This window comes from Nonomuraea sp. NPDC050547, assembly GCF_044457345.1.
Lineage (GTDB): Bacteria > Actinomycetota > Actinomycetes > Streptosporangiales > Streptosporangiaceae > Nonomuraea.
In genome coordinates this window covers 1-18,712 of record NZ_JBITGW010000030.1, presented here as the reverse complement: position 1 = coordinate 18,712, position 18,712 = coordinate 1, and the positions used below count along the sequence as shown (strand labels likewise).

Below are 18,712 nucleotides of genomic sequence, written 5' to 3'. Positions count from 1 at the left end.
GAGCGAAGGGAACATCGTGCGGTCTGGTGATCGGCTCGTCTTGGACGCGGTACGGCGCAGCGGCCCCTGGCCCCTCGTGCTGGCGTTCACGGCGACCGCCGCAGCCGCGGCCGAGCTGGCCCTGCCGTACCTGATCGGACGGACCATCGACGGCCAGGACCGCACCACGTGGCTCACCGCCGCCGTCGGCGCGGTAGCCGTGATCATGGTCTGCGAAAGCCTGTCGGTCTGGACCCGCGGCGTGAGCGGAGCCGCCGCGGCGGCCCGGATGCGCGGCGCGCTCATGCGGCGCGTGCTGGGCGTGGGCCCCGGGATGACCCGCCGCTTCGGCCAGGGCGACCTGGTCACCAGAGCGGGACTGAACGCCGAGGAGCTCGGCGGCGCGCCGGACGCGGCCGTCAGCGTGATCACGCTGCTGGTGCCGACCGTCGGCGGCCTCGTGGCCCTCACCCTCATCGACCCCCGGCTCACGCTGACCCTGGCCGCCGGTCTCGTCGCGATCATGTTCGTGCTGCGCGCCTTCATGCGGGCCAGCGGCGAGATCGCCGCCGCCTACCAGGAGACGCAGGGCGAGATCGCCACCCGCCTGGTCGACGCGCTCGCCGGAGCCAGGACCATCGCCGCGGCCGGGACCGAGGAGCGCGAGGTACGCCGGGTCCTCACGCCGCTGCCCACGCTGCGCACGCACGGTCTGGCCCTCTGGCGGGCCACGGCGGGCGCCGGGGTCAGGGCCGGGATCATGGTGCCGGTGCTGGAGGTGGCGGTGCTCGCCATGGGCGGGTTCCTGCTGGCCTCCCGGCAGATCACCGTCGGCGACCTCTACGCCGCCGCCCGGTACGCCGTTCTCGGCGCCGCGCTGAGCGGCGCGCTCGGCTTCGTGGCCAGGCTGGCCAGGGCGCGCGCGGCGGCCGACCGCGTGGCCGAGGTGATGGACGAGCGGGAGGCGGAGACGGGCGCGGCGACGCTGCCCGCCGGCGACGGGACCGTGGAGTTCCGCGCCGTGACCGCGGGCGGCCTGGAGGTCGGCGATCTGGTGCTGCCCGGCGGGTCGGTGACGGCCGTGGTCGGGCGTTCCGGAGCGGGCAAGTCCGCGCTGGCCGCGCTGGCCGGGCGGCTCACCGACCCTGACCGGGGAACGGTGTCGCTGGACGGGGTGAACCTGCGCGAGCTGTCGCCCTCGGCTCTGCGGCAGGCGGTCGCGTACGCCTTCGAACGCCCGGTGCTGCTGGGGGAGACCGTGGAAGAGGCCATCGAGTTCGGCCGGGCCCCGGCCGGCGCCGCGGAAGGGGCGGCACGGGCCGCACGGGCCGACGGATTCCTCTCCCGGCTGCCCCAGGGCTTCCTGACGCCGCTGGAGCGCGCGCCCATGTCCGGCGGCGAACGCCAGCGGGTCGGCCTTGCCCGCGCCTTCGCCCAGGGCGGCCGCTTCCTCGTGCTGGACGACGCCACCTCCGGCCTCGACACGTTGACGGAACAGCAGGTGGGCGAGGCGCTGACCGGTGAGCTCGGCGGGCGTACCCGGCTGGTCGTCACCCATCGCGCCGCCACCGCCGCCCGCGCCGACCGGGTGATCTGGCTGGACGGCGGCCGGGTACGCGGCCACGCCCCCCACGCCAGCCTGTGGAAGGACCCCGGATACCGGGCCGTCTTCGAGCACGCCGGGGTCGCGTCGTGAAGGCCGGCCGCGTGGTGTGGACGGCGTTGCGGGCCCGGCCCGGGGCGCTGGCCAGGATCGCGGGCTGGTCGGTGGTCGAGGTGGCGCCCGCCTTCCTCATCGGGCTGGCGATCGCGCGCGCGATCGACGACGGCTTCGCCGCCGGGCGCGTGGACGTCGGGCTGGCCTGGCTGGCGGCGCTCGGGACGGCGTGGCTGCTGGCGGCGTTCGCGGCCCGGCAGGTGATCCTGGCTGTGGCCGCCGTGGCCGAGCCGTTCCGCGACGACCTGCTGACGCTGGCCGTACGCGGGGCGCTGTGCGAAGGGCCCCAGGACGCGCCGGCGAGCGCGGTCGCCCGGATCAACCTGCAGGTCGAGCTGGCCAGGGACGCCTTCGCGGCGGTGGTCACCGTCGTGCGCGGGTTCGCGTTCACGGCGGCGGGCGCGGTGCTCGGGCTGGTCGCGCTGCATCCGGCGCTGACCGTGCTGGTGGTGCCGCCGTTCGTGCTGGGGGCGGTGCTGTTCACGATCTCCCTGCCCGCTCTGTACCGCCGCCAGCGCGCCTACCTCGAAGCCGACGAGCGCACCGCCCAGACCCTCGTCTCGGTCACCGGCGGGCTGCGCGACGTCACCGCCTGCGGCGCGGAGGAACGCGTCGAGGCCCTGGTCGGCCGCCGCATAGCAGCCCAGGCCCGCTCGGCCGGGCGCCTGGCCGGGATGACCGCGCTGCGCACCGCCGCCCTGGGCGTCGGCGCGTGGACCCCGGTCGTCCTGATCCTGGTCGGCGGGCCGTGGGTGGCGGGCGGCACGCTCGGCGCCGGCGTGATCGTGGGCGCGCTCGCCTACGTCACCCAGTCGCTCGCCCCGGCGCTCGGCGGCCTCGTGGAAGGCGTCGGCGTCAGCGGCGTACGCCTGTTCGCCTCCCTCGACCGCATCCTCCACACGACTTCCCCTTCCCCTTCCCGCGAACGCACCGCCTCCCCCAATGTGGCCGACCCGCCCGCGCTCACGTTCACGGGCGTGAGTTTCTCGTACGGCGAGCACGCCGGCCCCGTCGTCCAGGACCTCGACCTGGAGATCCGGGACGGCGAGCACCTGGCGATCGTCGGCCCGAGCGGCGCGGGCAAGTCCACGCTGTCCGCCCTGGCCGCGGGACTGCTGCACCCCGGCGCCGGCACGGTCACCGTGGCCGGAGTCCCCGCCCACCTGGCCGACCCGGGCACCAGGGTCCTCATCCCCCAGGAGGCCTACACCTTCCGTGGCTCGCTGCGCGAGAACCTGGCCTACCTGTCCGACGCCCCGCCGGAGCGCATCCTGGCCGCCGCCCGCGAAGTGGGCGCCGACGAGCTGATCGAGCGCCTGGGCGGCCTGGACGCCGACCTGGACCCCGGCGGCCTGTCCGCGGGGGAGCGGCAGCTCATCGCCCTGGTCAGAGCCCATCTGGCCGACGCCCGCCTGGTGATACTCGACGAGGCCACCTGCCATCTCGACCCGGCCGCGGAGGAGCGGGCCGAGCGGGCGTTCGTACGGCGGGGCGGCACGCTGATCGTCGTGGCCCACCGGCTCACCTCGGCCCGCAGGGCGGGACGGGTTCTCCTGCTCGACGGCTCCCGGGCGAGCATGGGCACCCACGAGGAGCTCGTCGCGGCGGCACCGCTCTACGCCGACCTGGTCGGTCACTGGGAGACCACCCGCGAGGAGGCCCAGCTTTCATGAAATATCCGGACGCATCCCGGCTGCCGCTGGTCGACGAACTCCACGGCCACCGGATCCCCGACCCCTACCGGTGGCTCGAAGACCCGGCCGACCCCGCCACCATCACCTGGCTCGACGCCCAGGACGCTCTCTGGCGCGAGCACGCCGCCGCCCTCCCGTGGCGCGAGCGCATGCTGACCCGGCTGGGCGAGCTGAGCCGTACCGGCATCGCGACCCCGCCCGTCTGGCGCGGCGAGCACCGCTTCGTGGAGCGCCGCGCGGCCGACCAGGAACACCCCGTCCTCTACCGCGACGACGAGATCCTGCTCGACCCGATGCGCCTGGACCCCACCGGCCTGACCACCCTGGACGAATGGCAGCCCGGACCGGACGGCACCCTGCTGGCCTACCAGCTGTCGCGGCGCGGTGAGGAACGGGCCGAGCTGCGTGTCATGGACGTCAGGACCGGCGCCGACGTGGACGGTCCGATCGGCGACTGCCGGTACTCGCCGGTCGCCTGGCTGCCCGACGGCGCGGCGTTCTACTACGTCCGCGCCCGCACCGGCGTCTACCTGCACCGGATCGGCTCGCGGGAGCCCGACGAAGAGGTCTTCACCGCCGACGGAGCCGGCTCCTACGGGCTGACGCTCAGCGCGGACGGCCGCTGGCTCACGCTGTCGGCCGCCCCCGGCCCGAGCACCCCGAACGAACTGTGGCTGACCGACCTGGCCGGCGGCGAGCGGCGGCGGGTGCAGCCCGGCGGATCGGCCAGGAGCGTGGCGGCGGTCGGCGCGGACGGGCGGCTCTACATCCTGACCGACCGCGACGCGCCGCGCCGGCGGTTGTGCGTGGCCGACCCGGAACGTCCCGACGCGTGGAAGGACCTGGTGGCCGAGGATCCGGAGTCGGTGCTGGCCGCGTTCACGATCCTGGAGGGCAACCGTCTGCTGGTCTCCCGCGTACGGCACGCGGTCGCCGAGGTCGTCGTGCACGAGCTGGACACGGGGCGGCCGGCCGTACCGGTGAAGCTGCCGGGTGCGGGGACGGTCGGCCCGCTCACCGCGCGGCCCGAGGGCGGGCACGAGGCGTGGTTCCTCTACACCGACGCCGTCACGCCCGCGGGCGTGTGGCGCTACGACGCGAAGGACGGCTCGCTCACCGCGTGGGAGGCGAACCTGCCGGTGCCGGGCGTCGCGAGCAGGCAGGTGACGTTCACCTCGCGCGACGGCACCGAGGTGCGCATGACCGTCGTGGCCATGCCGGGCGACGGCCGCCCGCGTCCGGCGATCCTGACCGGTTACGGCGGTTTCGGGATGTCTCTGACGCCTGGCTACGCCGCCGACTCGGTGGCCTGGATCGAGGCGGGTGGCGTGCTGGCGGTCGCCGGCATCAGGGGCGGCGGCGAGGAGGGCGAGGCCTGGCACCGCGCGGGCATGCGCGAGCACAAGCAGAACGTCTTCGACGACTTCGCCGCTGCGGCAGAGAAGCTCGTCGCCGACGGCTGGACCACCCCCGCCCAGCTGGGCATCTGGGGCGAGTCGAACGGCGGGCTGCTCATCGGCGGCATGCTGACGCAGTACCCCGGGCTGTTCACCGCCGCGGTCTGCTCGGCGCCGATCCTCGACATGACGCGTTATGAGCGCTCGGGCCTCGGCGCGTCCTGGAAGCAGGAGTACGGCACCGCCGACCGCCCGGAGGAGCTGGCCTGGCTGCTGTCCTACTCCCCGTACCACCGGGTGGCCGAGGGCACGGCCTACCCGGCGACGCTGTTCACGGTCTTCGGCGAGGACACTCGCGTCGATCCCGCGCACGCGCGCAAGATGTGCGCGGCGATGCAGCGGGCGGACGCGGGGGGCCGGCCGCTGCTGCTGCGCCACGAGGGCGACGTCGGCCACGGCGCGAGGGCCGTCAGCCGCTCGGTGGCGCTGGCGGCGGACGCGCTGGCCTTCCTCGCCGAGCACACCGGCCTTCCGCTGCCGTCAGATCCAGCGCTGCCGCCCGATCCTGAGCTGCCGCCCGATCCTGAGCTGCCGTCAGATCCAGCCTGATTCGCGGGCGATGCGGATGGCGTCGATGCTGCTGCGCGCGCTCAGCTTGGAGCGCGTGCGGCTGAGGTAGTTGCGCACGGTGCCCTCCGCGAGGAAGAGCGAACCGGCGATCTCCGAGACGGACGAGCCGTCGGCCGCGGCGGTCAGCACGTCGAGTTCACGGGAGGTCAGCGGCGTCTCCGGGGTGGTCATGGCGGCGATGGCCAGCGAGGAGTCCACCACGCTCCCGCCGGACGCCACCCTTCTGATGGCGTCGGCCAGCTGCGCGGGTGGCGCGTCCTTGGCCAGGAACCCGCGCACCCGCGCGTCTAAAGCCCGCTTCAGCATGGCGGGGGTGCCGACCGCGGTGAGGATCAGCACCCCGCAGCCGGGCAGGGCCTCGTGCAGCTCGCGTGCCGCCTCCAGCCCGTCGGCTCCCGGCATCACCAGGTCGATCACGGCCACATCAGGTTTGGTGGCCCGCGCGGCTTCGAGGATGTGGTCACCTCGGTCCACTTCGGCGACGACCTCGATGTCCTCCTCGTAGGCGAGGAGGGCCACGATCGCCCCGCGGACGAGCTCCATGTCCTCAGCGAGCAAAGTACGGATCACCGGCATCCTTTCGGAACACAGCGTGATGTACGACTACATCCTGACTAATGGCTTAAGGGTTGAAAAGCCAGAACGTTGCAGAGGTATAGCTTAACTATTAGGTGTTTGTTTGTTTTTCCGGCTTACTGACGCTTTTAAGGGTGCATTTCGGTGAGGTCAGAACCCGCCTGGTGAACCGACGGTCCTTACGAGTGCATCGCCATTTACTATGCGTGCTCTCCGCATCTGTGAAACCAGATTCTCATTCTCTTTTGCGCCTTTGGGCCCTGGTCGGGACTTTGTTCGATCGTCGGCGGAAGTCCGCCAGGTTTGTTGGATCAGGGTCTTGCTTCTGACCGACGAGTGCTCCTATGGTCGGCGCATGAGCTCACCCCCCGGCTCTCCCGGCGACGTGCTGACCCTGATCAGCGCCGGGTCGGCCACGACCCGCTCCGACCTCGCGCGGGTCACCGGCCTGGCCAGATCCACCATCTCCCAGCGGGTCGACGCGCTCATCGAGCGCGGCCTGGTCGAGGAGAGCGACAGCGGCGAGTCCACCGGCGGCCGCCCGCCGCGCCAGCTGCGCCTGCACACCGACGAACACAGCGTCGCCGGCGTCGACCTGGGCGCCACCCACTGCCGCGTCGCGCTCATGGACCTCACCGGCGCCGTCCTGGCCGAGTCCGAGGAGCCGCTGCACATCGCCGAAGGCCCGGAAGCCGTCCTGCCCCAGGTCGATCGGCTGGTCGACCAGCTACTCGCCGAGGTCGGCCGGCCGCGCGCCGGGCTCAGGTCGCTGGGCATCGGGGTGCCGGGGCCGGTCGAGTTCGCCACCGGCCGGCCGAACAACCCGCCGATCATGCCCGGCTGGAACGACTACCCCATCCCCGACTACTTCCGCGGACCCACGGTCCTGGTCGACAACGACGTCAACGTGATGGCGCTGGGCGAGCACCGCAACGCGTTCGCCGCCACCGGCCACCTGCTGTTCGTCAAGGTCGGCACCGGCATCGGCTGCGGCATCGTGACCGAGGGCGCCCTGCACCGCGGGGCCAGCGGCTCGGCCGGCGACATCGGCCACATCAGGGTCAGCGGCCACGAGGAGGCGGGCTGCCGCTGCGGCAACAGCGCCTGCCTGGAGGCGGTCGCCGGCGGCGCCGCGCTGGCCCGCAGGCTCACCGAACTCGGCTTCCCCGCCGAGTCCGGCGCCGACGTGGTGCGGCTCGTGCAGAGCGGCAACACCCAGGCGCTGCGGCTGGTCAGGGAGGCCGGACGGCTCATCGGCGAGGTCCTGGCCGGCCTGGTCAACTTCTTCAACCCCGAGGTCATCGTCATCGGCGGCGCCCTGTCACGCGTGCACGAGCACCTGCTGGCCGGGATCCGCGAGACCGTCTACCGCCGGTCGCTGCCGCTGGCCACCCACCATCTGACGATCGTGCCGAGCCGTACGGGGGTGAACGCGGCCGCGCTGGGCGCGGGCATCCTCGCGATCGAGCACTACCTCTCACCCGAGAACATCAACCGGATCATCAACGCCTGAGAGGGCCCATGCTGGTCATCAGGGGAGTCGTCAAGCAGTTCCCCGGCGTGCGCGCGCTCGACGGGGTCGATCTCGACGTGCGGGCGGGCGAGGTGCACTGCCTGCTCGGCCAGAACGGCGCGGGCAAGTCCACGCTGATCAAAGTGCTGGCCGGCGTGCACCAGCCCGACCAGGGCACGATCGAGTTCGGCGGCGTCCAGGTACGCCCGAGCAGCCCCAACAACGCCATCAGGCTCGGCATCGCCACCATCTACCAGGAGCTCGACCTCGTCGACGGCCTCAGCGTGGCGGAGAACATCCTGCTCGGCCACGAGAAGTCGTCCCTGGGCTTCGTCCACCGCTCCGCCACCAACCGCGCCGCCGCCGAGGTGCTGGCCCGCCTCGGCCACCCGGAGATCCGCCCGTCCAGCGAGGTCGGCCGCCTGTCCCCGGCGGCCAAGCAGATCGTCTCCATGGCCAGGGCGCTCTCCCACGACGCCCGCCTGATCATCATGGACGAGCCCTCCGCCGCCCTCGCCCACGACGAGGTCGCCAACCTCTTCCGCATCATCCGCGAGCTGACCGCCCAGGGCGTCGCCGTCGTCTACATCTCCCACCGCCTGGAGGAGATCCGCGAGATCGGCGACCGCGTCACCGTCCTCAAGGACGGCCGCACCGTCGCCGTCGGCCTGCCCGCCCACGAGACCCCCACCTCGCAGATCGTCTCCCTGATGACCGGCCGCAACGTCGAGTACGTCTTCCCCCCGCGCGGCTCCGACCGCGGCCGCGAGGTGCTGCGGGTGGAGGGCCTCAGCTCGCCGGGCGCGTTCGCCGGCGTCTCCTTCTCCGTGCACGCGGGCGAGATCGTCGGCCTGGCCGGCCTCGTCGGCTCCGGCCGCTCAGAGATCCTGGAGGCCGTGTACGGCTCCCGCCCCAGCACAGGCCGGGTCCTGCTGGAAGGCAGGCAGATCAGGAGCGCGGTCGGGGCCGTCAGGCAGGGCATGGGCCTGGCCCCCGAAGAGCGCAAGGCCCAGGCGCTCCTGCTCGACCAGAGCGTCACCGCCAACATCACCCTCGGCACGCTGCGCGGCTTCTCCACCTTGGGCTGGCTGGACCGCGCCCGCGAACGCGCCGAGGCCAAGCGCCTCGTGGACACGCTCGACATCCGTCCCCACGATCCGGAACGCCCGATCAAGACCCTGTCCGGCGGAAACCAGCAGAAGGCCGTGCTGGCCCGCTGGCTGCTCGACGACCGCAAGCTGCTCCTGCTCGACGAGCCCACCCGCGGCGTGGACGTCGGCGCCCGCGCCGAACTGTACGCGGTCATCCGCAAGCTGGCCGACCAGGGGATCGGCGTGCTGCTGGTCTCCAGTGAGGTGCCCGAGGTGCTCGGCCTGGCCGACCGGGTGCTGGTGCTGCGCGAGGGCCGGGTCATCCACGAGAGCGCGGCCGAAGGGCTCGACGAGCACCGGGTACTCGACATGATCATGGAAGGGAGCGCGGCGTGAAGGTGGACACCCGTGGCGTCGCCGTACGCGAGGCCTGGTGGGGGCGGGTCGGCGAGGCCCGCCACCTCGGGTTGGTGGCGGCGCTGGTGCTGCTCGCGATCGTCGGCCTGATCACCAAACCCGACAACTTCGCCACCGCCTCGAACCTGGTCAGCATCCTGTCGCTGGCCGCCACCATCGGCGTCATCACGGTCGGCATGACGTTCGTGATCATCGGCGGTGGCATCGACCTGTCCGTGGGCGCGATCATGGCGCTGGCCTCGGTGTGGGCGACCACGCTGGCCACCCAGGACTGGGGGCCGCCCATGATGGCGCTCTGCGCCGTCCTGGTCGGCACCGGGGCCGGGCTGGTCAACGGGTTGCTGATCTCCTTCGGGCGGATGGTGCCGTTCATCGCCACCCTGGCCATGCTCGTGGCCGCGCGCGGTCTGGCCCAGCGCATGTCCGACCGCAAGACCCAGATCGTCCAGCCGGAGAACTCCGCCATCGTGGACCTGTCGACCACGCGGCTGCTCGGCATCCCGCTGCTGGTCTACATCTTCGCGCTGGTCGTGGTGCTGGGCTGGATCCTGCTCAACCGCACCACGTTCGGGCGCCGCACCTACGCGGTCGGCGGCAACCCCGAGGCGGCCAGGCTCGCCGGGATCAACGTACGCCTGCACACGATGCTGCTGTACGCGCTGTCCGGCCTGTGCTGTGGCATCGCCGCGATCCTGATCATGGCTCGCACCACCACCGGCTCGTCCACCCACGGCGACCTGTACGAGCTCGACGCCATCGCCGCCGTGATCATCGGCGGCACCCTGCTGACCGGCGGCCGGGGCACCATCGTCGGTTCGATCCTCGGCCTGCTCATCTTCACGGTCATCACGAACCTGTTCATCCTCAACGGCCTCAACACCAGCGACCAGCTGATCGCCAAGGGCCTGATCATCGTCGTCGCCGTCCTTCTCCAGCGGCGCAACCTCAAGGAGAGAGCACCATGACCGAAAACGTCGCGCGCCGGGGATTCCTCATCGGCGGCCTGGGCGGTGCCGCATTACTGGCCACGGGCTGCACCTCGAACGAGCCGGCGGCGGCGCCCACCAGCGCGGCCCCGGCACCCGCCCCCGCCGCGAGCGGCAACGACCAGCCGGGGGAGAAGGTCGTCATCGGCTTCTCCGCGCCGGCCGCCGACCACGGCTGGATCGCGGCCATCGCCAAGAACGCCGAGGCGACCGCGAAGCAGTACACCGACATCGAGTTCAAGCCGGTCGAGCCGACCAACGACATCAACGCCCAGATCTCCGCGGTCGAGTCGCTGATCGCGGCCAAGGTCGCCGCGCTGGTGATCCTGCCCAACGACGGCCAGCAGCTCAACCAGGTCGCGCTGCAGGCCACCGCGGCGGGCATCCCCGTCGTCAACCTCGACCGCGTCTTCCCCGACAAGCTCGCCTACCGCACCTGGGTCGGCGGCGACAACTACGGCATGGGCGTGGCGGCCGGCCACCACGTCGGCAAGAAGCTCAAGGACAAGGGCGTCGCCAACCCGGTGATCGTGGAGATCCAGGGCATCGCGACGCTCCCGCTCACCCAGGACCGCAGCAAGGGCTTCGCCGACGCGCTCAAGACGTACGGCTTCAGCGTCACCGCCAAGCAGGACGCCAAGTTCACCGTGGAGACCGGCAACCAGGTGGCCGCCAGCCTCCTGCAGGCGCACAAGAAGATCGACGCGCTGTGGAACCACGACGACGACCAGGGCGTCGGCGTGCTCGCCGCGATCAAGGAGGCGGGCCGCAGCGAGTTCTTCATGGTCGGCGGCGCCGGTTCGCTCAACGCCATGAAGGAGATCCAGTCGGGCAGCTCGGTCCTTGAGGCCACGGTCACCTACAGCCCCACGATGGCCTCGTCGGCCATCAAGCTCGCGCGACTGATCGCCCAGGGTAAGGGCATGAGCGATCTCGTGGAGAACCAAGTGCCCCAGTCGATCACCCTCGCGTCGGAGACCATCACCAAGGAGAACGTCGAGAAGTACCTGCCATTGGGGTTTGAATCTTGATTAACGGCGTAGGCATGATCGGTTATGCCTTCATGGGACGCGTCCACTCCCAGGCGTGGCGGAACGTCTCCGCCTTCTTCGAACTGCCCGCGAAACCCGAGATGCGGGTGATCTGCGGGCGCTCGAAGGAGGCGACCGAGGCGGCGGCCGCCCAGATGGGCTGGGCGGAGGCGGTGACCGACTGGCGCGAGGTGGTCGCCCGCGACGACATCGACATCATCGACATCTGCACGCCCGGCGACTCGCACGCCGAGATCGCCATCGCCGCGCTGGCCGCGGGCAAGCACGTCATCTGTGAGAAGCCGCTGGCCAACACGGTGGAGGAGGCCACGCGGATGGCCGAGGCCGCCGCGCGCGGGCCGGGCAAGAGCATGGTCGCCTTCAACTACCGGCGGGTGCCCGCCGTCGCCCTGGCCAGGCAGCTGGTCGCCGAGGGCCGGCTGGGCGAGATCAGGCACGTACGGGCGCAGTACCTGCAGGACTGGATCGTGGATCCGGACTTCCCGCTGGTGTGGCGGCTGCGGAAGGACAAGGCGGGCTCGGGCGCGCTCGGCGACATCGGGGCGCACATCATCGACACCGCCGAGTTCGTCACCGGCCAGCGCGTCGTGGGCGTGACCGGGCTGACCGAGACCTTCGTCAAGGAACGGCCGCTCGAGGGCGGCAGCCGTACGGACAAGGGCACGGAGATGGGCACGGTCACCGTGGACGACGCGGCGCTGTTCGTCGGCCGGATGTCGGGCGGCGCGCTGGCCTCGTTCGAGGCCACGCGCTTCGCCACCGGGCGCAAGAACGCGCTGCGCATCGAGCTGAACGGCGCGCTGGGCAGCCTGTTCTTCGACTTCGAGGCGATGAACGAGCTGTGGGTCAGCGTCGGCGGCGCGGGCTTCACCCGGATCCTCGTCACCGAGCCCGACCACCCCTACGCCGGGGCGTGGTGGCCGCCGGGGCACGGGCTCGGCTACGAGCACACGTTCACCCACGAGATCAAGGACTTCCTGGAGGCGATCGCCGCCGGCGCCGACCCCTCGCCCTCGTTCGCCGACGGGCTGCGGGTGCAGCGGGTGCTGGAGGCGGTCGAGCAGAGCAACGGCGCGTACAAGGAGATCCCATGACCAGACCGGTCACGCTCTTCACCGGACAGTGGGCCGACCTGCCCTTCGAGGAGGTGTGCGGGCTGGCGGCGGAGTGGGGCTACGACGGGCTGGAGATCGCCTGCTCCGGCGACCACTTCGACGTGGCCGCCGCCCTGGAGGACTCCGGATACGTCACCCGCAAGCTCGAACAGCTCGACAAGCACGGCCTGAAGGTGTGGACGATCTCCAACCACCTCGTCGGCCAGGCCATCTGCGACCACCCCATCGACGAGCGGCACCAGGCCATCCTGCCCGCGCGCATCTGGGGCAGCGGTGACCCGGAGTCGGTGCGCCAGGCCGCGGCCGAGGACATGAAGAACACCGCCAGGGCCGCCGCCGCGCTCGGCGTGGACACCGTGGTCGGGTTCACGGGTTCGTCGATCTGGCACACCGTGGCGATGTTCCCGCCGGTGCCGGCCTCGATGGTGGAGGCCGGGTACCGGGACTTCGCCGACCGCTGGAACCCGATCCTGGACGTCTTCGACGAGGTGGGCGTCCGCTTCGCGCACGAGGTGCACCCGTCGGAGATCGCCTACGACTACGTGACGACCCAGAAGACGCTGGAGGCGATCGGCCACCGCCCCGCCTTCGGCCTGAACTGGGACCCCTCGCACATGGTCTGGCAGGACATCGACCCGGTGAACTTCATCCTCGACTTCGCCGACCGCATCTACCACGTGGACTGCAAGGACACCCGGATGCGCGTGGGCGACGGCCGCCGGGGCCGCCTGTCCTCGCACCTGCCGTGGGCGGACCTGCGGCGCGGCTGGGACTTCGTCTCGACCGGGCGCGGCGACGTGCCGTGGGAGGACTGCTTCCGGGCGCTCAACTCCATCGGCTACACGGGCCCGATCTCGATCGAGTGGGAGGACGCGGGCATGGACCGCCTCGACGGCGCCCGCGAGGCCCTGGGCTTCATCCGCACGCTGAACTCCATCACCCCGCCCGCCACGGCCTTCGACGCCGCGTTCTCCACCACGTGAGACCCCGGCCGGCCTTCTCGCGAGGCCGGCCTCTCACTCGCCTGAAGGGCCCAGGACGCGCTCCGCGGTCTCGCGGATCGAGGCGTGCACCACGGCCGGGTCGTCGAGGTCGAAGCCCACGGCCACGCCGTCGCGCACGATCATGAGGATGTCGGCCGTGGTGTCGGGCGTGGGGTGCCGCGCCTCCTTGAGCAGGCCGAGCATCAGGTCGCGGAACCACTCCCGGTAGGCGGCGACGGCCTTGCGCACCGGGTGCGAGCGGTCGGGATACTCCGCGGCCGCGTTGATGAACGGGCAGCCCCGGTAACCGGGCAGGCTCCCGAACTCGCCCATCCGCTCGAACATGGCCAGCACCCGCTCCCGCCCGGACCCGTCCGGCAGTTCGCCGGCCAGCGCCCGCTGCCGTTGACTCTGGTCCTCCACGTACGCGGTGACCAGGTCGTCCTTGGCCGGGAAGTGGTGGTAGAAGGTCGCCTTGGCCACTCCCGCCTCGGCGATGATCCGGTCGATGCCCACCGCGCGCACGCCTTCGGCATAGAACAACCGCGTCGCGGTATCCAGGATGCGCTGGCGGGCAGGACTCGTCATGCCTTGACATTACCAGACAGGTCTGTCTAGTGTCTTGCTGTATATAGACAGACCTGTCTGTCTCCATCTGCTGCGAGGAGCACTCCGATGAGCAAGGCCCTGTACACCGCGGTCGGCACCGCCTCCGGCCGCGACGGCCGCGGCGTCACCACGGACGGCAGGCTCGACGTCAAGCTGTCCCCGCCCGCCGAGCTCGGTGGCGCCGGCGCGGGCACCAACCCCGAGCAGCTGTTCGCGGTCGGGTACGCCGCGTGCTTCGCCAGCGCCATGCAGCTCGTCGGCAAGAAGCAGAACCTCGACGTCACCGACGTGGCCGTGACCGCCGAGGTGGGCCTGGTGTCCAACGGCGCCGGCGGCTTCGGCCTCGAAGTCACGCTGCGCGTGGAGCTGCCCGACGAGATCTCCGCCGAGGCGGGTCACGCCCTGCTGGAGGCCACCCACCAGGTCTGCCCCTACTCCAACGCCACCCGCGGCAACATTCCCGTCAACCTCGTGGTCGAGTAGCCCTCGCAGCGGGGCCGCGGACGCCCAGCGCCACGGCGGAGGATCGGGACGCCATCGCGTAGCCGGCTCGCGACAGCCGCATCGCGCTTTCGGTGGCATGCGAAAGGGCCGGGGTGTCGGCCCGGCCCTTCCCTGTGTCGCTAGTCCATGACCACGATCTGGCGCAGCACCTCGCCGCCCTTCAGCGCGGCCACGGCGTCGTTGAGGTCGGCCAGCTTGATCCTGGCGCTGATCATCGACTCCAGGTCAAGCTGACCGGCCTTGTACAGGGCGGCGAAGTAGGGGAAGTCGTGCCGCACGTCGGCCTCGCCGTACATGCTGGACAGCAGGTTCTTGCCCTCGAACAGCAGGCTGAACGCGGAGATCTGCACCATGTCGTCCATGGCGCCGGCGCCCACGACGATGACGTCGCCGCCCGCGCGGGTCGTCTGCCACGCGCTGGTGATGGTCGCGGACTTGCCCACGACCTCGAAGCCGTAGTCGAAGCCGCTGCCGCCGGTCAGCTCGGCCAGGGCGCCGGGCAGGTCGTCGGGGGTGACCGCGTGCGTGGCGCCGACCTTCCTGGCCAGCTCGTGCTTCGACGTCAGCGGGTCGACGGCCAGGATCACGCGGGCGCCGGAGACCCGCGCGCCCTGGATCACCGACAGTCCCACGCCGCCGCAGCCGATCACCGCGACCGTGGAGCCCGGACGCACCTTGGCGGTGTTGAGCGCCGCGCCGACGCCCGTGGTGATGCCGCACCCGATCAGCGCGGCCGCCTCCCACGGCACCTCCGGGTCGATCTTGATCGCTCCCTGCCACGGCACCACGCACTCCTCGGCCCACGTGCCGCAGCCCGCCATGCCGAAGACCGTGGAGTCGCCGCCGATGCGGAAGTTGCCCTTGGAGAACGACTCGATCACATACTTCATGCACAGGTACGGCTGGCCGCCCAGGCACAGGGCGCATTCCTGGCACGACGGGCGCCAGTTGATGATCACGTGGTCGCCCGGCTGCAGCGAGGTGACGTGCTCACCCACCTCGACCACCTCGCCCGCGCCCTCATGGCCCGGGATGAGCGGCACCGGCTGGGGCAGCACGCCGGACATGGCCGACAGGTCGGAATGGCAGACACCGGTCGCCCGGATCCGGACGCGTACGTCCGCCGGCCCGACCGGGGCCAGTGTGACGTCATCGCGGAGGTCGAGCTTGTCGTCGCCTACAGCGTGCAGAATGGCGGCGCGCATGGGGGGTTCCTCCTGTTACTCCTCTAGGGAGAGGGCGGCTTTCGGGCAGGAACGTACGGCGTGCCGTACCCGGTCCTGCATGTCGGCTGGCGGCTCGGGGAGAAGGACGTGCAGGTTGTCCTCCTCGTCCACGTCGAACACTTCAGGGGCGAGCCCCATGCATACGGCGTTCGCCTCGCACACCAGGTAGTCGACCTTGATCCTCATGTGAGCCTCCTGTGATCCCATGAGACCACCCTGGCGCGCTCGACCACGTATGCGATGCGTTTTCTTCCGGTCAGTTCCACGTACGGGCGTAGTTCCGCGTCGGGCACTCCGGGCGTCATCCGGCGGGCGATCTCCATGCCGATCTCCAGCACGCGCTCGTGCTCGGCGACCTGCTTGGCCACGCCGTACAGGAGGACCCCGCGCAGTTCCGCGTAGTCGTCACCGGTCTCGATCAGGCAGCTGACCCTGGGGTCGCGGGCGAGGTTGACGGCCTTCTGGGCTTTGCCGTAGGTCCAGAAGGCGATCCGGCCCTCGTCGAGGCCGTAGAACATGGTCACCAGGTGCGGGGTGCCATCGGGGTTGATGGTCGCCAGCTGGAGCTTGCGCGAGCCCTCGATGAGGGCTGTGACGTCCGCTTCCGGCATCGCGATGCGCGCGCGCTGATTCACGTTGCCCAGTAGAACAGGTTCCAGAATCGCCGACAAGAGGGCAATGGAATGTTGTTCGGTTCCACTAGGGTGCTTCTCCATGACGATGCCGCCTGACTTGCGTTACGCAGCCGAGCACGCCAAGGGATTCATGCCGGCCGGCGAAGGGCTCGCCCTCTTCCACGCCGCCCTTAAATACGGAGGGCAGGGCCCCATCTGCGAGATCGGCACCTACTGCGGCAAGTCCGCGATCTACCTCGGCGCGGCGGCCCGCCAGACCGGCAGCGTCGTGATCACCGTCGACCACCACCGGGGGTCGGAGGAGATCCAGCCCGGCTGGGCCCACCACGACCCGACGCTGGTCGACCCGCGCTTCGGCAAGATGGACTCGCTGCCCGCCTTCCGCACCGCCATCGCAGCGGCCGGGCTGGAGGACGAGGTGATCGCCGTGGTGGGGCAGTCGGGGAGGGTGGCCGCGTTGTGGAACACGCCGCTGGCCCTGCTGTTCATCGACGGCGGGCACTCCGAGGAGCCGGTGACCGCTGACTACGAGGGGTGGGCGCCACATGTGATGGAGGGCGGGGCGCTGGTGTTCCACGACATCTACCCCGACCCTGCCGAGGGTGGGCAGGCGCCGTACCGGGTGTATCTGCGGGCCCTGTCGTCCGGGGCGTTCAAGGAGGTGGGGGGTGAGGGGTCGCTACGGGTGCTGGAACGCGTCGGCCCCGGCATCTAGGCCATGGCCTTATCCGGACATAGAGCTTTGTCCGGACATAGAGCTTTAGGCGGGACATGGAGCTTTAGGTGGGGACGTGGAGCTTTAGGTGGACATCGGAACGCCTTGGTCGGCGGCGCGGGCGAACGCGTCGTCGATGACCACGACCTCGCGTCCCGCCTTCGCCAGGAGGGACGCGGCGGCGGTGGCACGGTAGCCGCTGCCGCAGTGCACCCAGATCTCGCCCGGCGGGATCTCGGCCAGCCTTGTGGTGAGCTGGGGGAGCGGGATGTTGAGCGAACCGGCCACATGCCCGTCCCGCCATTCCCCCGCCAACCGCACATCCACCACAACCGGCCCCCCACGCACGCCATCCCCGGCACCCGCCGCTCCGCTCGCGGCGGGCGCCGCTTCACTCACACCACCCGCCGCCGCGCCCGCGCCGCTCGGGGCGCTTCCTGCTTCGCCCACGCCACCTGCTGCCGCGTCGGCGCCGCTCGGGGCGCTTCTCGCTTCGTCCGCGCCACCCGCCGGAGCGCCTGCATCACTCGGGGCGCTTCTCGCTTCGTCCGCGCCGCCCCTTGGCGTGCCGGCGCCGCTTCTGTTGTGGGTTGTGCCGGGCGCCTTGTCGCCTGGGGTTGCGGGGTTGGTGGTCAGGGCCTTGGCCAGGTCGGTGAAGGTGGCTCGGCGTAGGGAGCCCAGGCGGGTGGTCGAGGTGGTCAAGGCTTCTGGGGTGCCTACGGCCACGGCGGCCGGGTGGTCGATGCCGATGCGGACCAGTTCGCGCTGGGCCTCGGCGACCGATTCGCGGGTGGCGCCGATCAGGGTGATGGGGGCGCCGCGGGCGGTCAGCCAGCCGAGCCAGGTGGCCATGCTGCCGTCCAGGCCCAGGCTGACGGTGCCGATCAGGTGCGAGGCGGCATAGGCGGTGCGGGAGCGCAGGTCCACGACCCACTCGCCGGCGTCGATGCGCCGGGCCAGTTCGTTGGGGGTGGCGGGTTCGGGCAGGCGCAGGTCCACGGGGGCGGGACCGGCGGCGTTGGTCGCGCCCATGTGGGCGTAGTAGGCGGGGTAGGCGTCCAGGCCGGACAGGACTTCGGTGACGAAGGCGTCCTCGGCGAGGCGCAGGGCCGGGTTGGCCAGTTTCTCCTGGCCCAGGGTTGAGGCGTCGCCGCCGGCCGTACCGACCGCGCAGAAGCTGCCGAACCCGTGTGTCGGCCAGATGCGCGCGCCGTCGGGCAGGGCGTCGGCGAGTCTGCGCGCGGAGGCGTGCTGGTGGCGGGCGAGGGTCTCGGTGTGTTCGTTGCCGAGCAGGTCGGGGCGGCCGGTGGTGCCGAACAGCAGCGAGCCGCCGGTGAAGACGCCCTCGGGGGTGCCGTCGTGGTCGAGGACGTACGACAGGTGGTGGAACGTGTGGCCGGGGGTGTGCAACGCCCGGAGGCGCAGTGTGGGCGAGATGTCGAGCGTGTCGCCGTCGCTCAGCGCCCGGTGCGGGAAGTCCGCCGCGTCGGCCAGACCGTAGACCGCGCCGGTCAGCCGGGACAGTTCCAGGCCGCCGGAGACGTAGTCGTTGTGGAGGTGGGTCTCGGCGACGGTGGTGATCCGGACGCCCAATCTGCCCGCCAGGGCGAGGATCCGGTCCACGTCCCGCTGGGGATCCACCACCGCGGCCGATTTCCCGTCGGTGACCAGGTAACTGCGGTCGCCTAGGGTGGACGTCTCGATCACGTGCACGTCGAACATCTGCTCAACCTCCTCACCCATCGCAACGGCTACCCTCCGGGGGTATATTCCGCGACGGATGCTCCTATAGATGTCAAGCGGCGGATTCTTGATCGTTTTTGGTGATGATCTGGTAGAGCTCGCGGGCGATGTAGCGCTTGAGGCAGCGGAT

At 71.3% G+C, this 18,712-nt stretch carries 17 protein-coding genes; 11 read left to right on the top strand and 6 right to left on the bottom strand.

Features of this window, described 5'->3' with window-relative positions; genetic code table 11:
- Positions 1-16: 16 nt before the first annotated feature.
- Genes ACIBHY_RS50425 through ACIBHY_RS50415 form a run of 3 tightly spaced genes read left to right on the top strand, consistent with a single transcriptional unit; the run spans position 17 to position 5,396 of the window.
- A complete protein-coding gene (locus ACIBHY_RS50425) occupies positions 17-1,675 on the top strand; it encodes an ABC transporter transmembrane domain-containing protein (RefSeq protein ID WP_397310555.1) in 1,659 nt (552 codons plus the stop codon).
- On the top strand, positions 1,672-3,369 hold the full coding sequence (locus ACIBHY_RS50420; protein WP_397310554.1) for an ABC transporter ATP-binding protein: 1,698 nt from the start codon (positions 1,672-1,674) through the stop codon (positions 3,367-3,369). The genes ACIBHY_RS50425 and ACIBHY_RS50420 overlap by 4 nt, the downstream gene beginning before the upstream one ends.
- Positions 3,366-5,396: a prolyl oligopeptidase family protein gene (locus ACIBHY_RS50415; RefSeq protein ID WP_397310553.1), complete on the top strand. Its 2,031-nt coding sequence runs from the start codon at positions 3,366-3,368 to the stop codon at positions 5,394-5,396. Before ACIBHY_RS50420 ends, ACIBHY_RS50415 begins: the two co-directional genes overlap by 4 nt.
- Here the strand turns inward: ACIBHY_RS50415 and ACIBHY_RS50410 are convergent.
- A complete protein-coding gene (locus tag ACIBHY_RS50410; protein ID WP_397258031.1) occupies positions 5,382-5,993 on the bottom strand; it encodes a DNA-binding response regulator in 612 nt (203 codons plus the stop codon). The two genes, ACIBHY_RS50415 and ACIBHY_RS50410, sit on opposite strands and share 15 nt — an antisense overlap.
- A 355-nt stretch (positions 5,994-6,348) precedes the next feature.
- Between ACIBHY_RS50410 and ACIBHY_RS50405 the strand changes: the two genes are divergently transcribed.
- Genes ACIBHY_RS50405 through ACIBHY_RS50380 form a run of 6 tightly spaced genes read left to right on the top strand, consistent with a single transcriptional unit; the run spans position 6,349 to position 13,150 of the window.
- Positions 6,349-7,506 carry an ROK family protein gene (locus ACIBHY_RS50405; RefSeq protein WP_397258029.1) on the top strand — a complete coding sequence of 386 codons (1,158 nt, stop codon included), beginning with the start codon at positions 6,349-6,351 and terminating at the stop codon, positions 7,504-7,506.
- 8 nt (positions 7,507-7,514) lie between these two features.
- Positions 7,515-8,993, top strand: coding sequence for a sugar ABC transporter ATP-binding protein (locus ACIBHY_RS50400; RefSeq protein WP_397258027.1), 1,479 nt, complete (start codon positions 7,515-7,517; stop codon positions 8,991-8,993).
- Entirely contained in the window at positions 8,990-9,979 is a 990-nt protein-coding gene (locus ACIBHY_RS50395; RefSeq protein WP_397258025.1) for an ABC transporter permease, read from the top strand. The genes ACIBHY_RS50400 and ACIBHY_RS50395 overlap by 4 nt, the downstream gene beginning before the upstream one ends.
- Positions 9,976-11,031: an ABC transporter substrate-binding protein gene (locus ACIBHY_RS50390; RefSeq protein WP_379612160.1), complete on the top strand. Its 1,056-nt coding sequence runs from the start codon at positions 9,976-9,978 to the stop codon at positions 11,029-11,031. The genes ACIBHY_RS50395 and ACIBHY_RS50390 overlap by 4 nt, the downstream gene beginning before the upstream one ends.
- 14 nt (positions 11,032-11,045) lie before the next feature.
- Entirely contained in the window at positions 11,046-12,146 is a 1,101-nt protein-coding gene (locus ACIBHY_RS50385) for a Gfo/Idh/MocA family protein (RefSeq protein ID WP_397310552.1), read from the top strand.
- The gene (locus ACIBHY_RS50380) at positions 12,143-13,150 is read left to right on the top strand and encodes a sugar phosphate isomerase/epimerase family protein (RefSeq protein WP_379639624.1); all 1,008 of its coding nucleotides are present in this window, start codon (positions 12,143-12,145) and stop codon (positions 13,148-13,150) included. The genes ACIBHY_RS50385 and ACIBHY_RS50380 overlap by 4 nt, the downstream gene beginning before the upstream one ends.
- 33 nt (positions 13,151-13,183) lie before the next feature.
- Here the strand turns inward: ACIBHY_RS50380 and ACIBHY_RS50375 are convergent, their stop codons facing one another.
- The gene (locus tag ACIBHY_RS50375) at positions 13,184-13,738 is read right to left on the bottom strand and encodes a TetR/AcrR family transcriptional regulator (protein WP_397310551.1); all 555 of its coding nucleotides are present in this window, start codon (positions 13,736-13,738) and stop codon (positions 13,184-13,186) included.
- 87 nt (positions 13,739-13,825) lie between these two features.
- On the opposite strand from ACIBHY_RS50375, the gene ACIBHY_RS50370 reads away from it, so the two are divergent.
- A complete protein-coding gene (locus ACIBHY_RS50370; RefSeq protein ID WP_397258016.1) occupies positions 13,826-14,242 on the top strand; it encodes an organic hydroperoxide resistance protein in 417 nt (138 codons plus the stop codon).
- 140 nt (positions 14,243-14,382) lie between these two features.
- Here the strand turns inward: ACIBHY_RS50370 and ACIBHY_RS50365 are convergent, their stop codons facing one another.
- The 3 genes from ACIBHY_RS50365 to ACIBHY_RS50355 are packed head-to-tail and all read right to left on the bottom strand — an operon-like array spanning position 14,383 to position 16,124.
- Positions 14,383-15,468: a Zn-dependent alcohol dehydrogenase gene (locus tag ACIBHY_RS50365; RefSeq protein ID WP_397258014.1), complete on the bottom strand. Its 1,086-nt coding sequence runs from the start codon at positions 15,466-15,468 to the stop codon at positions 14,383-14,385.
- A gap of 15 nt (positions 15,469-15,483) precedes the next feature.
- Complete coding sequence (locus ACIBHY_RS50360) at positions 15,484-15,675, bottom strand: ferredoxin (RefSeq protein WP_397258012.1); 192 nt, start codon at positions 15,673-15,675, stop codon at positions 15,484-15,486.
- Positions 15,672-16,124, bottom strand: a complete 453-nt coding sequence (locus ACIBHY_RS50355; protein ID WP_397258010.1) for a pyridoxamine 5'-phosphate oxidase family protein — start codon at positions 16,122-16,124, stop codon at positions 15,672-15,674. The genes ACIBHY_RS50360 and ACIBHY_RS50355 overlap by 4 nt, the downstream gene beginning before the upstream one ends.
- Positions 16,125-16,209: 85 nt before the next feature.
- On the opposite strand from ACIBHY_RS50355, the gene ACIBHY_RS50350 reads away from it, so the two are divergent.
- Complete coding sequence (locus ACIBHY_RS50350) at positions 16,210-16,839, top strand: class I SAM-dependent methyltransferase (protein WP_397310579.1); 630 nt, start codon at positions 16,210-16,212, stop codon at positions 16,837-16,839.
- Positions 16,840-16,923: 84 nt separating this feature from the next.
- Here ACIBHY_RS50350 and ACIBHY_RS50345 read toward each other — a convergent pair whose 3' ends face one another.
- On the bottom strand, positions 16,924-18,582 hold the full coding sequence (locus ACIBHY_RS50345) for a rhodanese-like domain-containing protein (protein WP_397310550.1): 1,659 nt from the start codon (positions 18,580-18,582) through the stop codon (positions 16,924-16,926).
- Positions 18,583-18,712 lie beyond the last annotated feature (130 nt).

Coding starts and splice junctions, on each gene's coding strand:
- ACIBHY_RS50415 (WP_397310553.1), top strand. CDS start 3,366: ATGAAATATCCGGACGCATCCCGGCTGCCGCTGGTCGACGAACTCCAC.
- ACIBHY_RS50410 (WP_397258031.1), bottom strand. CDS start 5,993: ATGCCGGTGATCCGTACTTTGCTCGCTGAGGACATGGAGCTCGTCCGC.
- ACIBHY_RS50405 (WP_397258029.1), top strand. CDS start 6,349: ATGAGCTCACCCCCCGGCTCTCCCGGCGACGTGCTGACCCTGATCAGC.
- ACIBHY_RS50400 (WP_397258027.1), top strand. CDS start 7,515: ATGCTGGTCATCAGGGGAGTCGTCAAGCAGTTCCCCGGCGTGCGCGCG.
- ACIBHY_RS50390 (WP_379612160.1), top strand. CDS start 9,976: ATGACCGAAAACGTCGCGCGCCGGGGATTCCTCATCGGCGGCCTGGGC.
- ACIBHY_RS50385 (WP_397310552.1), top strand. CDS start 11,046: ATGATCGGTTATGCCTTCATGGGACGCGTCCACTCCCAGGCGTGGCGG.
- ACIBHY_RS50380 (WP_379639624.1), top strand. CDS start 12,143: ATGACCAGACCGGTCACGCTCTTCACCGGACAGTGGGCCGACCTGCCC.
- ACIBHY_RS50375 (WP_397310551.1), bottom strand. CDS start 13,738: ATGACGAGTCCTGCCCGCCAGCGCATCCTGGATACCGCGACGCGGTTG.
- ACIBHY_RS50370 (WP_397258016.1), top strand. CDS start 13,826: ATGAGCAAGGCCCTGTACACCGCGGTCGGCACCGCCTCCGGCCGCGAC.
- ACIBHY_RS50365 (WP_397258014.1), bottom strand. CDS start 15,468: ATGCGCGCCGCCATTCTGCACGCTGTAGGCGACGACAAGCTCGACCTC.
- ACIBHY_RS50360 (WP_397258012.1), bottom strand. CDS start 15,675: ATGAGGATCAAGGTCGACTACCTGGTGTGCGAGGCGAACGCCGTATGC.
- ACIBHY_RS50350 (WP_397310579.1), top strand. CDS start 16,210: ATGCCGCCTGACTTGCGTTACGCAGCCGAGCACGCCAAGGGATTCATG.
- ACIBHY_RS50345 (WP_397310550.1), bottom strand. CDS start 18,582: ATGGGTGAGGAGGTTGAGCAGATGTTCGACGTGCACGTGATCGAGACG.